Annotated in this window: 14 protein-coding genes and 1 pseudogene; 8 read left to right on the forward strand and 7 right to left on the reverse strand. The window is 44.1% G+C overall.

Going from position 1 to position 14,938, the window contains the following annotated elements; translation table 11 throughout:
• Positions 1-14 precede the first annotated feature (14 nt).
• Positions 15-581 carry a hypothetical protein gene (locus tag NZ875_00335; GenBank protein MCS7174188.1) on the forward strand — a complete coding sequence of 189 codons (567 nt, stop codon included), beginning with the start codon at positions 15-17 and terminating at the stop codon, positions 579-581.
• A gap of 51 nt (positions 582-632) precedes the next feature.
• A complete protein-coding gene (locus NZ875_00340; GenBank protein MCS7174189.1) occupies positions 633-1,124 on the forward strand; it encodes a hypothetical protein in 492 nt (163 codons plus the stop codon).
• Positions 1,125-1,129: 5 nt separating this feature from the next.
• Here NZ875_00340 and NZ875_00345 read toward each other — a convergent pair whose 3' ends face one another.
• The 7 genes and pseudogenes from NZ875_00345 to NZ875_00375 all read right to left on the reverse strand — a co-directional run bounded on the left by NZ875_00345 (position 1,130) and on the right by NZ875_00375 (position 9,445).
• Positions 1,130-1,843 (reverse strand): GntR family transcriptional regulator, encoded by a 714-nt coding sequence (locus tag NZ875_00345; protein MCS7174190.1) that lies wholly within the window; start codon positions 1,841-1,843, stop codon positions 1,130-1,132.
• Between the two features lie 10 nt (positions 1,844-1,853).
• Positions 1,854-3,569 (reverse strand): FAD-binding oxidoreductase, encoded by a 1,716-nt coding sequence (locus NZ875_00350; GenBank protein MCS7174191.1) that lies wholly within the window; start codon positions 3,567-3,569, stop codon positions 1,854-1,856.
• A gap of 14 nt (positions 3,570-3,583) precedes the next feature.
• The gene (locus tag NZ875_00355; protein ID MCS7174192.1) at positions 3,584-5,143 is read right to left on the reverse strand and encodes an FGGY-family carbohydrate kinase; all 1,560 of its coding nucleotides are present in this window, start codon (positions 5,141-5,143) and stop codon (positions 3,584-3,586) included.
• Complete coding sequence (locus tag NZ875_00360; protein ID MCS7174193.1) at positions 5,133-5,540, reverse strand: DUF1667 domain-containing protein; 408 nt, start codon at positions 5,538-5,540, stop codon at positions 5,133-5,135. The genes NZ875_00355 and NZ875_00360 overlap by 11 nt, the downstream gene beginning before the upstream one ends.
• 339 nt (positions 5,541-5,879) lie before the next feature.
• Positions 5,880-6,746 (reverse strand): annotated as a pseudogene (locus NZ875_00365) (NAD(P)/FAD-dependent oxidoreductase).
• Between the two features lie 11 nt (positions 6,747-6,757).
• Positions 6,758-8,467: an NAD(P)/FAD-dependent oxidoreductase gene (locus tag NZ875_00370; GenBank protein MCS7174194.1), complete on the reverse strand. Its 1,710-nt coding sequence runs from the start codon at positions 8,465-8,467 to the stop codon at positions 6,758-6,760.
• Positions 8,468-8,644: 177 nt separating this feature from the next.
• On the reverse strand, positions 8,645-9,445 hold the full coding sequence (locus NZ875_00375; GenBank protein ID MCS7174195.1) for a PfkB family carbohydrate kinase: 801 nt from the start codon (positions 9,443-9,445) through the stop codon (positions 8,645-8,647).
• A 30-nt stretch (positions 9,446-9,475) separates the two neighbouring features.
• Between NZ875_00375 and NZ875_00380 the strand changes: the two genes are divergently transcribed.
• Genes NZ875_00380 through NZ875_00405 form a run of 6 tightly spaced genes read left to right on the forward strand, consistent with a single transcriptional unit; the run spans position 9,476 to position 14,927 of the window.
• Positions 9,476-9,763, forward strand: a complete 288-nt coding sequence (locus NZ875_00380) for a hypothetical protein (GenBank protein ID MCS7174196.1) — start codon at positions 9,476-9,478, stop codon at positions 9,761-9,763.
• 1 nt (position 9,764) lies between these two features.
• Positions 9,765-10,433 carry a HesA/MoeB/ThiF family protein gene (locus NZ875_00385; GenBank protein MCS7174197.1) on the forward strand — a complete coding sequence of 223 codons (669 nt, stop codon included), beginning with the start codon at positions 9,765-9,767 and terminating at the stop codon, positions 10,431-10,433.
• Positions 10,430-11,173, forward strand: coding sequence for a 1-acyl-sn-glycerol-3-phosphate acyltransferase (locus NZ875_00390; GenBank protein ID MCS7174198.1), 744 nt, complete (start codon positions 10,430-10,432; stop codon positions 11,171-11,173). Before NZ875_00385 ends, NZ875_00390 begins: the two co-directional genes overlap by 4 nt.
• A 5-nt stretch (positions 11,174-11,178) precedes the next feature.
• Positions 11,179-11,730, forward strand: coding sequence for a bifunctional nuclease family protein (locus NZ875_00395; GenBank protein ID MCS7174199.1), 552 nt, complete (start codon positions 11,179-11,181; stop codon positions 11,728-11,730).
• Positions 11,714-12,556: a polyprenyl synthetase family protein gene (locus NZ875_00400; GenBank protein MCS7174200.1), complete on the forward strand. Its 843-nt coding sequence runs from the start codon at positions 11,714-11,716 to the stop codon at positions 12,554-12,556. Before NZ875_00395 ends, NZ875_00400 begins: the two co-directional genes overlap by 17 nt.
• Before the next feature lie 4 nt (positions 12,557-12,560).
• Positions 12,561-14,927, forward strand: a complete 2,367-nt coding sequence (locus tag NZ875_00405; GenBank protein MCS7174201.1) for an alpha/beta hydrolase — start codon at positions 12,561-12,563, stop codon at positions 14,925-14,927.
• Positions 14,928-14,938: the final 11 nt, after the last annotated feature.

Below are 14,938 nucleotides of genomic sequence, written 5' to 3' on the forward strand. Positions count from 1 at the left end.
GTGGGGGTGATAGAATGAGAAAGTTTTTCTTCATGATCGTGATGATGATAGCTTTAGTTGGTTTTGCCGGTGTATTCATCAACTTGGACTCTTTTTTTGGAATTGGTTCTGCAGGTAAACTTCTTCTCGATGGAGAAGAAAAGCAAATTGGTATGGTTTCCAACTATGGGCTACAGCTGAGTATCGATTATGGTTTACATGACGGTTTGAGATTGGGTGTCACAGCATCTTCACAGAACGTTTCTTTAGCTTTTGAATCTGAAAGTTTGAACTTCGGTCTTTTATGCTTGGGTGTTGAAGGACTTTTTGCTATGGATTTTTTTGAACTCGTTTTGCAGATTTCTGCCGAGTTGCATTTCGTTCTGACTTCGTTCGTATATGGAGAAGGAAAGATGAACCAGAACGATTTCAATGGTCACATCTTTTCTGGGAAAGCCGTTTTTGAGAAATATTTGAGTGAAAACCTTTCTGTTGCAGTTGGAGGAGGAATGAAATATCTTTCGATGGAAAGCGTGAACAACTCTAAGAGCTTCAAAGGGTGTATCCCCTGCGTTATTTTAAGGATGGGATATTCTTTTTAATGATTTTCTAATTGCCAAGGTGTATAAGTTCAGCTGAAGGGGGGATATTCAATGAGATTGCTCATACTGTTGTTTTTAGCAGTTTCTATTGCGACATTGGCACAGCCTCAGCCTTTACAACCGCAGAATCCCATCGTACCTCCTCAGCCGAACTTATCGAGGCTCTCTATCACTCCCCAGATTTTGGTTTTCTTCTCTGGTTTACCGCAGGAGAAGAAGGTGTTACTCTACAACTTTGGCAACAATCCTTTGAGATGGAGTTTGGGAGCAAGCTCAAGATTTTTGAAAGTCGACGCTTCTGACGTTCCAAATCCATTGCCTCCTCTTCAGGGAGCTTCTTTGAAAGTGACCGTGGTTTGGGATCTAGTTCCCACAGAGGCTGGTACGATAGAAAAACCCGGCGCCTTGATTGCCCTGTTGGAGAAATTACTAGGAGTGGACATACCTGATAGGTACAAACATTTCGGTGTCGGATTGTTGAGCGTTTTGGATGAACCAATGAAAGTTCTTCACTTCGTCACAGTTTTCACAGTGATGTATTGATCGACTCAGGCGCGGATCTTGTCCAGATCACCCCTCATGAAGAGTATGAGATAGTAGGCAGTTTCAGTTAAGTCTTTCGTGTAGATCCATCTTTTCATACAGAGAAAGCTGTCTGAATCTATCAGGCTAAGCACGTGGTGCTCAACGCGTGCACGATCGCAAGGTTCTATGATTTGTTCTATCTTCGTGATTTCAGCGTTCGTTTCGCTCAGAAAAATCTTTGCAATCGATCCAGTGAGATCTTTTCCTTCAAAAGCGTGACTTATAGCAGGATGCAGGAACGATTCTTCAACGAGGATGGGGATTTCGTCAAAATAGCGTAATCTTTTTATGTAAAGGCATGTTGAAACGTTCTGCCATCGTGCTTGTTCAGCGATTTCCCTGTCGATTTGGATATGCCTTTTGTCAATCACGTAGTTTTTGGAAGCGATGCCGAAAGTTTCTAATGCATAGCTCAAACTGATGAGTGGTTCAAAGCTGAACGATGGTCTCAACTTTTTTACGAATGTGCCGATACCATGTTTTTTGACCAAGAATCCCTGAGCGACCAACTCGTCTATGGCCGCGCGTACTGTTGCTCTGCTCACCTTGTACGTCTCCATCAGCTCAAATTCGGCTGGGATTTTCTGGCCTTCTTTCCAATCGCCTTTGAGGATTTTCTGTTTCAATTCATGGGCCAATTGCGCGTAGAGAGGTATCACGCTCGTTTTGTCCAGCAACCGCTCTCACCTAAGCCAATTGTATCATCCTCTTTTTCTCCTCTGGAAGATCCAACGCGAGTGTTCCACCCGGATTCATGATGTTGTTCGGATCGAAATGTTTTTTCAAGGCTCTGAGTACCTCGAGTTGGTTACGACCTATACAAGCTTCGAACCAAGGTGCGAAGAGTTTTCCAACGCCGTGGTGATGGCTCAACGCTGCCCCACTTTTGACTATGTTGTCCAATATCCCAGATTGATACTCAACGAACTCTTCTATGTCTTTGAACATGCCGATGAAGATGAAGTAAAGGTTCGTACCCTGCGGGTAAAAATGAGAACAATGACTCATCACCACAGTTTTGGGTCGTTTCTTGCAGTACTCCCGAACCATTTTATAGACATGTTCGACCTGATCCCAAGCTACGGCACATTCGAGCGTGTCTATGATTATTCCAAAATCGTGCAGATCGTCCCTGAGGTACGGATCGGTGAATCTACCTTTTTCCCATCTTTTAGCGACGTATCCAGTGGTATAGATGGCTCCGAATGAACGTGCGATCTTCATGATCTGTCTTTTTACATTCTTTGCGTAGTTTTTCTCCCCCTGCGCAATCCCAAGTAAGAGGCATCTTTCCATACTCTTCATGCCTCTCAAAGAGATCAGCCTGTCCAGAATGGTATCTTTTACACCATAAAGTCTGAAGGCAATCTCCGTTTCTTCCGGATCCGAGAGTCTCATGACGGCGGGAAAGCCAAAACCAGCTTGAGTTATCTCCCGACACGCTTCGATGGCACTGTGGAAGCTTGGAAAGATGAAGCTGAATCGCTGATCGTTCTGTGGCATGTATCTGAATATCTTCAACGTGACTGAGACTAAAAGTCCGTAAGCTCCCTCGCTGCCTATCATCATCTGATCTATGGAAGGTCCAAGTGCAGCTCTTGGATATTCTTTAGTTTTGATCTCACCGATCGGTGTGATATATTCTTGACATACCACAAGGTCTTCTATCTTTCCGTAGTAGGTAGAATTTTGACCAGCTCCACGCGTCACAACCCAACCTCCAACGGTCGAATATTCGAAAGATTGTGGTAAATGTCCGCAAGTGTATCTGTGTTTCGTTCCAAAGATCTTTGGTGCTTCGTTCAAAGCTTGCTCCAACTTTGGACCGTAGATACCAGGTTCAACTGTGACGGTGTGATTGATCTCGTTCAATTTCAAGATTCTGTTCATATGTTTGGTGAAGTCGACACAGACACCGCCCTTCACACACTCAGTACCTCTGGTTACAGTTGAGCCGCCACCGCGTGGATATATCGCTATACAGTGGTCGTTGCAATACTTGACGATCTTTACAACATCCTCCCTATCCTTTGGAAACAATACTAAATCTGGTAGGTTCTCTATCCTTTTTTCTCTGAGCCTCATCAAATCGAACATCGTCTTGCCAAAGCTCGCCTTGACCCTCGAATAGTCATCGAAACGAACGTTTTCAGGTCCGAGCATTTTCTGGAAAACTTCTATGTGTCTGGATTCAAGTTTGATGGGCACATCAACTTTCACCTCTTCGAAGCCTGGGTTGATCGGTTCTTTGAAATGCTCGTCTGTAAGTTCAAACGTTTCTTTCATCAATTCGTACAGTTTCTCGTTGGGGTGTTTGAAATAACCTGGGTCTCCCCATTTAAAAATCGAACGATAAGAATTGTTCGGAGCAATCTGTTCGATCCAGTTCGGTTTAAAACTCACATTCGTAACCCCCTTCAGCACTCCGGGTAACGTGTGATCTTTTGAAGCTCAACATACAGCGGCTTGAGTTTCGGATAAATCTTTTTGTACACTCTGGTGTAAAGTTGCTCGTAAAGTTCTGATCGTTTTTGATTTGGTTCAAAACAACGGCTGTATCTGACCATGTGTTGTGCCGCTTCTTCGAAAGTTTTATAAACGCCGAGACCCACAAAACCAGCCATCGCCGCACCTAATCCAGATCCCTCGTGGCTTTCACCTCTGTAGAGTCTTCTATTCAAAACATCAGCGAAGATCTGGCAGACAAAATCAGATCTGGAACCTCCCCCACTCACAACAACTTCTTTTATCGGTACTTTCGAAACTTTCTCTATTTTCTCAACACCTTCACGTGCGGCGTAAGCGAGCCCCTCTATGATCGATCTGTAAAGATAGGCTTTGTTGTGGATGTCTCCAAATCCTAAGATTGCTCCCCTAGCTTCCGGCATTTTTAGGGCGGCACCCCAGTAGGGTTGAAGCATCAAACCTAAACAACCTGGTTCAGTACATTTCAAAAGTTCATCGAAGATTTCCTCAACGCTCACCGCCCTTTGTTCGGCGAGCTTCATTTCGTAATCTGCAAACTCCTTTTTGAACCAGCTCACCATCCAAAAACCTCTGAATATCTCAACTTCGGGATTGTATTTCCCAGGGATGACGGCAGGATATGAAGGCATGAATTTTATCGGTTCGAGGTATCTGTCGGAGGTGATCTGCACTGTCACAGTGGTTCCCAAGCTGACACAAGCTCTTGATGGTTCCAAACAACCAAGCCCGACTGTTTCGCAACCTTTGTCTGAACCAGCTGCTATCACGGGTGTGCCTTCCAATATTCCTGTTAAGTTGGATGCTTCCTTCCTAACACCACTTATCACACTCGTAGGTTGTACAAGTTCGACCAGCTTACTTTCTTCAACTGGAAACAGCATTCTGTGATAGTCTAACGGTGAACTGGCCCAGCTGAGTTTCTTGTAATTGAACGGAATGTGGCCTATTTGATTTGCGATGGAGTCGACAAATTTACCCGTTAGCAAGTAGTTCAACCAACCTGAGAGAAGCAAAAACTTGTGTGTCTTTCGCCATATCTCTGGTTCATTTTGCTTGACCCAGCTGTATTTACACTTCTTCGCCGAGATCTTTGCAGCTTTGTCCATGCCAACGATTTTGAAGCCGATTTCGTAGAACCATGGAAGCTTCACATCGTAGCGTGCCATACGCTGATCCAACCAAACTATGGCATTTCTCAGAGGACGACCTTTCTCGTCTAGGAAAACGCATGTGTCTCTCTGCGTTGTTACACACACCGCGCGTATCTCGTTCCAAAGTTTTTGAACTTTTTCTCGAAGAGATCGGCAAGCTATCGCGAGTGATCTTTCATACACTTCGAGTGGTTGTTCAGCCCATCCTGGTTTTGGAGAGATATAAGCTTGTGGATATTCCTCTTTGTGTGCAGAGATCAAGTTACCATTCGAGTCGAAAAGAATCGCTCTCAAACTCTGTGTACCACAATCGATAGAAAGAACCAGATCAGAAGACACACCGAACCACCCTCTCACTGCTCAAAGTTGCGATCATGTTAGCACCATTACTTGAGACGTTCTCCAAGACTCGTTGGCCTCGTTTAACAGGCTCTTCAACGATCGTGTTCTTGATCTTGTTCATGATCTTTTCAAAATCTCGAAGCGGTACCTCCCTGTCACTCTTGACAGGTATCAATCGGCCTTGGTTGGTCAAAACTGTTGTGCAAAGAACGCGCGAAGGATCGATCAAATCGATCTTTGCAAACTTCAAACCTTTGTCACATCCATATCCAACAAAGACAGGTTTTTCCAAACCTCCGATTACGTCTATTTCACAACCTTTGGGGCACACAACGCACACGATTTTTTTAACAACAGTTTCGTCAGCTTTTTTCTCATCCGCTTTAAGGATCATCAACTTAATCCATCGTGTTCCACTCGAAACGTGGAATTCTATCGTTTCCAATTTCTGAGGCGTCAACCTTTTAAAATGCTTTTCAAAACTCCCAAGGTTTGTCTGTAGAGAAACGATCGCATTGTGGAGCTCTCTCTTGACGCGAAAATACATCTCAAATCTGCCTTCTTGTGTTATGTCAACAAACTGAGGCACACTGTAAAGAAATTCGTTTGAGATTTCAACTCGAATCAAGTTTCTTCGAGTGAGTCTGTTAGCATAGATTGCAGCCCAATAGCCAGCGATGCGCCCTGTACGAGTTACATGATCAACGAGGTCGTGCACGTGGAGACTATTGCCGCAAGCGAAGACACCATCAACGTTCGTCATGAAAGTTTGATCAACCATTGGTCCTTTGGTTCTTTCATCCATCGGAATGTTCAAAGTCTCGGCTAGCTCATTTTCTGGGATTAAACCAACGGCCAAGATCAGACTATCACAATCAAGCACCGTATCGGTTCCAGGAACAGGTTTCATTGAAGAATCAACTTTGACAACCTCGACGCGCTCTATCCTCACTTTACCAAAAATTCTCCTAACTGTGCTCGACAGATGTAGTGGTATGTTGAAGTCCTCAAGACATTGAACAATGTTCCTTTCAAGACCAGATGGCGTATCCTTTATTTCGAACACGCCCAGCACTTTTGCTCCTTCCAGAGTCAATCTCCGTGCCACGATGAGACCTATATCCCCGCTACCGAGTATCAAGCAGCGTCTTCCCGGAAGAAGCCCCATCATGTTAACAAACTTCTGTACAGTTCCGGCCGTGTAAACACCGGCGACTCTGTCACCGTGAATGAGTGCTTGCTTGTCCGTTCTTTCACGACAGCCCGTGGCAAGTACTATAGAACGAGCCCCAACCTTTGAAATGCCCAACGCGTTCTGAACAAAAAGTTCGAAATGTTCACCCTTTCTAATTTCGAGGACAAAGCTGCTGAGCATCGAATGAATGTTGCGCTTTTCTAGTTCCTCTATGAACTGCTCAGCATACTCAGGCCCCGTTAAGCGTTTTTTGAACTCGATCAAACCAAAGCCTTCGTGGATACATTGCTTTAGAATGCCTCCAAGTTGTCCTTCACGTTCAATCAAAAGAACTGAGGCTCCCTCATCGTGTGCGGAGATCGCAGCTGCGAGTCCCGCTGGGCCACCACCTATCACCACAACATCGTAAAATCTATTCATAGCTTCACACCTCTGGTCCGCGCGATGAACAATTCTGAACCTTCACTGTTCTTTCTCATGGATAACGGATCGATGCCGATTTCACTGATTATTCCAACGATGTTCGGGGTACAGAAACTTCCTTGACACCTTCCCATCCCACAACGCGTTCTCCATTTGATGCCGTCGAGGGTTCTCGCAGGGAGAAATCCTTTCAGCGCGTTGATAACTTCCTGTTTCGTGACAGTTTCACATCTGCATACAACGACGCCGTAGTTAGGATTTTCAGAGATGAGTTTTTGCTTCTCCTCAATCGATAATTTATTGAACTGCGGCTCTGAGACTCTTCGAGGATTGAATTTCTCGTTTGGTACAACATTCATGGTTTTGGAAAGTATCTCAATACAGAATTTGGCAACGTCCTCGGCTATGGCTGGAGCGCTCGTCAAGCCTGGTGATTGAATGCCGGCAGCGTGGACTAGATTCTCTATTTTTGACGATTTTTCAACAATGAAGTCTTCTTCATAGGTTGCTGCTCTCGTCCCAGCAAAATATGTGATGATATCACTCGGTGATAATCCTTTGAGAAGAATCATATGTTTTCTTATCAACTCGTTCATTCCTTCCTCGCTGGTGGAGTAATCTTCCCTGTATGGAACTTCTTTTGCGGTTGGACCGAGTAGAAGGTTTCCATGTACGGTTGGAATCAGTCCTCCACCTTTCGTCACAGACATAGCTTGAGAGAGCACGGGTTTTGAGAGGGTCATTTTCAACAGATTCGCTTTCTTTTTGTCTATTATGGCCATTTCACCTTTTCTTGGATGGATGGAGAAAAATCGATCGTTAGCAAGTTCGGCAATGTAGTCTGACCACAAACCCGAAGCATTGACGACAACTTTTGGAAAGATCCTTCCCCTGTTGGTATGCACACATACTATCTTGTTCTCCTCGAGATCCATGCTTTCCACAAAAGTTTCGAAGCAAAATTTTGCACCGTTCTGAACTGCGTTTTCTGCGAAGGCGAGTGTCATCTTGAATGGGTCAACAATGCCGGACGTTGAGATCACATAGGCCCAAGAGAAACCGTCGAAAACGTTGGGCTCAAGGTCTTTCAACCTTTCTTTGCTCATCAGCGTGATTCTCTCTACACCGTTTTTCTTTGCACGAACTTGGATGAAAGGATATGCAAGAACTGCAAGGTAGCTATCTGAGAGGATGGAAAGACCATTCATTTGCAAAGGGAAGTTGAGTTCTTGTGACAGCCGCGGCAGAAGATCGAGTCCTCTTTTGTTGTAGATCGCCTTCTTGGTGCCAGGTTTCGGCGCGATTGGTGGATGTATCATACCTGCATTCCTACTACTCTGATGCCTTGCCACATCTGGTTCTTTGTCAACGACGAGTATTTTCAGCCTCCATTTCGAAAGTTCCCTCGCCACACTGCAACCCACCACTCCAGCACCGATGATGAGTACATCGACTTTTTCACCCTCAAGCTTTGCGTCACGAAAAGTTGGTCTTGAAGGTTTTTCTTTTTGTAAACCGCGGCATTCTATCAGGTTGACCACACCTTTGAAGCCGAACTTCGTGGCAATTTTTCCCGCCTTGACCACATCTTGCCAATCGTTCAAAAGCCCCTCGAGAATGACGCAATCATCTTTCTCTCTCACTTCAACTTTGTTTTTGAACTTTCTCTCAAAAACTGATTTGAGTCTTTTTAGTCTAGACACGATGTCACCATCCTATCATCAGGATGTCCGTACATCATGATTGTACAAAAAAAACCTAATGAATGTCAAGATGCATGTGTTTACAAATTCAACCTCAAACGATTCCGCCTGATGATTTAAGTTTTTGAACATCGATTCGTCGAAGAGTTCTTCTCGAACGGTACGAAAGATGCTCAATCAGAAGTGAAGACCACAAACTTTTACGAGCAAATCTTTAACCATGATGGCTTTTCTGAATGCTCCCTTGATCGTTTTCGAAGCTTCTTGTGAGGTTTTCACTGCTTTTTCGAGAGCACTGTTTCTGCTATCCCCATGGAGCAGGGAAAAGATGAGAACCGCATCAAAGATATCACCGCAACCAGTTGTATAAGGATGATCAATTCCATCACCAGAGACATAGATTTCTCCCCACCTACCACCTTGCGGTCCCATTTTCACAACGTCGCAGTTCAGCCTTTTACATTGTGATTCATTGCCTATCAAAATGAGATCTTTAGACAGAGATTTCACATCTTCATTGAGAATTTTTCTAGGACCTACGTCTAGAAAAATCTTTCCTCGAAAAATGTTCAGAAATTTCTCGATAGTGCTTTTTGGCACTTCCGTGTTGAGAAAGGCACATTCGCATTCTGAAAGGATCTCTTGATCGATGTCGATTTCCATATCGTTCACGCCACGCCGAACAGCGATGGTTCTTTCGTTCATGGAGATGTGTAATCCGGTTTCCCCACTCCTTGCCTTGATGAAAGTTTCATTGAAATTGAGCTCTCTCAATTTATTCAAAACAAAATTTTTCTTATAATCCTCACCAACGTTGGAGAAGAAGAAAACGTCGAATCCCAATCGTTGCAAAGCAACCGCCACATTCAAACCAGAACCACCGCAATCTTCAAAAATCTCACATCTGTGGGGCTCATCTCCGTATATGTACACATCAATAAATATGCCACCAACGACTGCGATCTTTCTTCTCTTCACAGAATATATAATAAATCGGAAGGTGAGACTGTGAAAGTGAAGTTTTCCAACATAGCCGATACGATGGTAGGTATCAAAGAAATAGAAGTGAATCCCGGAAAGATCGAAGAAGTTTTTGAGCAGGTATCTAAAGTTTTGGGTAAGAAAGTGAGGCTCGATTTGTACGATGACAGTGCATATCTAATTGTTGAAGAAAACGGTACTGTGAGAAAGAGCTGGGTCATAGCTTTGTTGAATGGGATCAACGTGGTCGATCTTTCTCCGTCGAAGATTTGGGACGGTGAACTGGTGATATTTGTCCCTGTCAGTGGTGGTTGAGGTGTTCGAAAGACACGCCCAATTGCTGGGCACTTGTTTGGAGAAGCTCTTTCAAGCCAAAGTGCTCGTCGCAGGTGTTGGAGGATTGGGTTGCACGGTATCTTCCCTTCTCGTTCGGATGGGTGTTGGTCAGATTCATCTTCTCGATAAGGGTGTTGTAGACGAGCCAGATTTGAACAGACAAATTCTCTACGACGAGTTCGACTTGGGAAAGAAAAAAGTTGTGGTGGCGAAGGAGAAACTTTCCAGATTGGGTTCGCACGCGAAGATCTTCGATCTTGATCTCAACCTCGATTTTGATTTTTGTCTTCCGAATGTAGATGTGGTGGTCGATTGCTTAGACAGCTTTGAAGCTAAGTTCGTTTTAGATTCGCTGTGTGAAAGAAAAGGAGTTCCATTGGTTCATGCAGGCGTACAGGGTTTTTGCGGCCAAGTGAGCACGATTCTTCCAGGCTCAGTGAGATTGAAAAGATTGTTCAAAACAGCACCGAAAGAGGAGGCAATCAGACAGGTTTATCCACCACTGGTCAGCTTGATCGCCTCTCTACAAGTACATGAGGTAATAAAACTGTTGTGCGATGAAGAACCTAACTTGGTTGGAAAAATTTTCCTTGTCGATCTTTCATCTATGAGATTTGAAGTCATAAAATTAGAGGGCGTGAAACAATGAAAAAGATGTTCGTGACCATCTATTTTCTCATCATGGCGGTGCTCTATGTCGTTGTAATGGGTGCGATCGCGCTAGCGATAGGTTGGATGTTGAAACTGTTTGTGGGAGAAAAGAGAGCCAGAAGGTTCGTTCTCAACCAAGTGAAGTTGTTTGGTAAGAACACATTCAAGCTCATGTTTTGTCGTGTAATCACGTATGGATTAGAGAATTACAGTTCCAATGTGAATTATCTGGTCACGCCGAATCATCAAAGCTTGATGGACATACCTCTCATATTAGGTTACATTGACCCCATGCCGATGGTTGCTAAAAAAGAACTAGCTTGGATACCTGGTGTGAACTGGTATGTTCGTTACTTGAAAGGTATCTTTCTTGATAGAAAAAACCCAGCTGAAGGAGCACAAGTCATAAAAAGGATGATGAAGCTTTTGAGTGAAGGTGAATCATTCTTGGTTTTCCCCGAAGGTACTCGAACTGACGACGGTTCAGTACGTGAATTCAAAGTGGCTCCATTCAAGGTTGCCAGAAAACTTGGAGTGAAGGTACTTCCAATTTCCATTTGGGGTACAATGTTCTTAGTACCAAAAAAGAGTTTGTTTCTCAATCCAGGTACGGTGCTCATGAAAGTTCATCCACCGATCGATCCCACCCGGTTCGGAAGCGAAGAGGAACTGGCAAGAACCGTTGAGGGCATTGTCAAAGCAGGCGTTGAGGAGCTCAAGAGTTACCACAGGGGGTGATATCTGTGAGGAAGGCTTGGGTCAAGGCGCTCGTCTTGGATAAAGTGCACAATTCTCCAGTCGTCATCTTGGGTATTGAAGGTACAAACAAAGTCCTACCCATATGGATCGGTGCCTGCGAGGCCAACGCGCTGGCTATGAGCTTGGAAGGTTTCGAATTTCCCAGACCTTTGACACACGATTTGATACTCAATTTGCTGGAAGCACTGGACGCGAGGTTAGAGAGAGCTGTCATACACAGTGTGAAGGACAACGTTTATTATGCAACCTTGGTGATCAGAGACCTTGCAGCTATTGAAGGTGAAGATGAAGAATCTGAAGAGCACGCGATTATAGAAATGGATGCTCGTCCATCGGATTCCATAGTGCTTGCGGTAAAAAAGGGTATACCCATTTACGTCAGCAACGAAATCGTAGATGAACACGCGATAGACCTCGAGATGTCAGAAGAAACGAGCGATGAAGAATTCAAAAAGTTCGTTGAAAATCTCGACATCGACACTTTCAAAAAGATGCTCAGAGATGAACCAAAAGAGGAAGATGAAGAAGACAAGTGATGAGTTTTTAAAAGAATTTGAGGAACTCCTCAGTCAAGAAATGAGCGAAACAAAGTGCAAAGTGGAAGAGGCCATGGCCTACAGTGTTTTAACGCCCGGTAAGAGGTTACGTCCGCTTCTGATTTGGTCCATCTGTACCGACATGAATGTTTCCAGCGAGTACGTCTGGCATCCTGCCTTGGCTGTGGAACTTTTCCACACAGGTTCCTTGGTTCACGACGATTTACCACAAATCGATGACTCTCCTTTGAGAAGGGGAAAACCATCGTGTCACATTGTTTTTGGCAACGATACAGCTATACTCGCTGGAGACGGTCTCATGCTCAGAGCGTTCCGAGTTTTAAGTGAATCTCCCGCAAATCCAGTTGTTAAAGAGCAACTTTTTCGATGCTTTTCGCGAACAACTTATCAGGTACTTGTTGGAGAAGCACTCGATGTTCAGTACACTGGTGGAGATCCAAGCCTCGGAGAAGTGCTGAACATGTACGCCAAAAAAACAGGTGCGTTGTTTTCTTTTTGTTTTGCGTGTGGGCCGATAATGAGCGAGAAATTTGAGTTCGTTGAGCGATTCTCCAAACTTGGTGAAGTATTTGGAATTTGGTTTCAAATTCTAGATGATGTGAAAGATACCTGCGGCGATGAAAGTAAACTTGGAAAACCCGTAGGCAAGGATGTGGCCCTCGGTAAACCCACCGTTACTAAGATCCTTGGCCTTGAAAAGAGCAAAATCTTCGCCGATAAACTATTGAAGTCCGTCGTACACCGTTTGGAGGACTTCGAACTGATTCTCACGTGCCGCTTGCTTGAAAATTTAGCGAAAAGGTGAAAAAATGAAATTTGCCGAGTTTTTCCTGTCGATATTCAAAAGAAGATTACTGTTCATATTGATTTTAACAGTGTTGTGCTTTGCCACGGTTTTTGTGATTTTGAAGTTTTATTCAAACAAGAAGGTATTGGTGGGTAAGAAAGCTGAAGAAAACGCAATTCCTATCTCCATAACGATACCAGATGGGGCTTACAGTGTGAAAAAATCGTTCCTAGTGAGACGCATATCACGCGATAGCTTACCAGCTTCACTGGCAAGCATGTTCGTTGGAGATTTGTTTGAAGTATCACCTTCCGATGGTATCGACGAATTTTCGATGAAACCCATCACGATAACTTACAGATTGACGAGAGATCTCTATCTGGGTGATGATTATGCAAATGTGAGGATAGCTTACATACCAGATATCACCCAACCCTTGTACAGGATCTTTGGCGGAGCAACGATGGGTTTAGATCAAAAAGGACCTTACGTCGAAGTGCAAGCTTTTCACACGTCTGTCGTTGGTTTGATAGCGGACGTTCCTGAAAAACAAAAACTGGGATTACAACTTTTGGTCGAGAGAACGAAGAGCATCGAACCGGTACTCTTGCTCGTTCCAGACGTGGACAAAGGCTTTCTTGGCTTTGTGAATTCCACCCGACAAGGGCCCAATTTCTGGATGGAACTTTTTCCAAACAGAACGATCATGTATTATGAGTATCCCGTGTCAGGTACACGATCCAAATCTTACATGGATTCATTCCGTAGCTTTTCTCAGAAAAATATGTCAAGTTTCATCTTGTTTGAAGCTGAGAAACTTGCTTTGGAACTCATGCGGCTGAAGAATTTTGAGTTCGATATCGTTGCACATGGCATCGGTGCCATCATTGCAAGGCTCGCTGTAGAGCTCCATCCGGAGATAAAGAATGTTCGAAGTTTGGTACTGGTGAGTCCCCCAAACAGAGGAACGAACGTGGTGAACCCCCTCTATTATGGAGCATTACTTTACAGGAAAGATTCGCAAATGGTGGCGAGCAACTTCGGCCTTGATCGATTCGTTGTTGATGCTATGAAATCTCATCTGCTATATTACCTTGAAGCGTTGGGGCCTATCTACAAAGAGATCTTGGTTGGTTCGGATTTGCTGAAAAAGCTCGACGGTACCGTTAGGAAAGACGTGAGATATCTCATTGCTGTGGGTAGTTCTCCTCCGGCTTCCATCGATGTTGGACGAACCCAACTGGAGTTGTTCTATCCAGAACTGGTTGCTGGAAAAGGTGATGGGGTAGTGAGTCAAGATAGTGCTTTTTTGGAAGGAACTCAAAAGGTTGTTTTGAAAGGATCTTTCTTCGATTGTTATCTCGATCCCAATTTCCACGAGATTCTCAAGAAGTTCCTCGCTCAAGCTTTGGTGGAGATACCAAAGTATAAAGAAGAAACCTATCCAGAGAGATCGTATCAAGCGCAGCAGACCGAAAAGATAGTCAAACCGCAGATGGAAACAAGACAGCCAACACAAACTCAAACCCAGCAGAGTGAACGAGCAGTCACACAGAGACGCGTGATTATACCGAGCAGATTTGAACGTTCTCAGCTTTTGGTAAAGCTCGAAACCCTAAGCTTGGGAAACGTCATAGGTGTGTATCCCGTCGGGAGAAAACTCTACTATGTCCTCAACGATGGTCTGTACACTGATAATAAAAGAATCCAAGCAGGTAATCTTCGGTATGTTCATGCGATCAAGTCTGGTATGAGTTTCGTAATCGACGATAAAGTGTATTTCTTCAACGGCATAAAAGTGACGAACCTTGGCAGGATAAGCTTGATGAACGTGGAGGATGTTATCGCCACTGATAATGCGATCTTTGCTCTGCTGAGAGGAAAAGAAAGTTTGATATTCGCACGATGGGAGAACAATTGGAAAGAGATTCTAAATCTTTCGGGTGTTTATGGAAAGTTCATCGATGGCTCAAATCCTTTGTTGATAACAAACAGAGAAATCTATGAGATTTCTGAAGGCGGTTTGAAAAAGATTCTCGATGCATCACAACTTAAGATTGACGGGCGATCTGTAGATTTCAAAAGTTGCTTGCTCGTTTCAGATCTCTTGTTCGTAGGATTGAGAAGTTACAGTCTCGTTGTTTACGATCTGAAGAGTGGTGCTTATGCCTGGGGAGCAGAAGGTTGGATTGAGCCAGAAAGATTCATTCTTTTAAATGACATGGTATTGATTCAAGGTACCTCTACCCTGTTCGTTTTCGATCTTTCCAAGCTGAGCTTGAGAGCTGTTTATCACAGTTTCCCGACAAAGGTCGATAGACTCATCGCAATTGATGAAAAAATTTACGTGCTTTCAGAATCGCGTGTGGAGGTGTATAAATTCAGGTGAGGGGATAGCTC

The organism is Pseudothermotoga sp., assembly GCA_025060105.1.
Taxonomy (GTDB): domain Bacteria; phylum Thermotogota; class Thermotogae; order Thermotogales; family DSM-5069; genus Pseudothermotoga_A.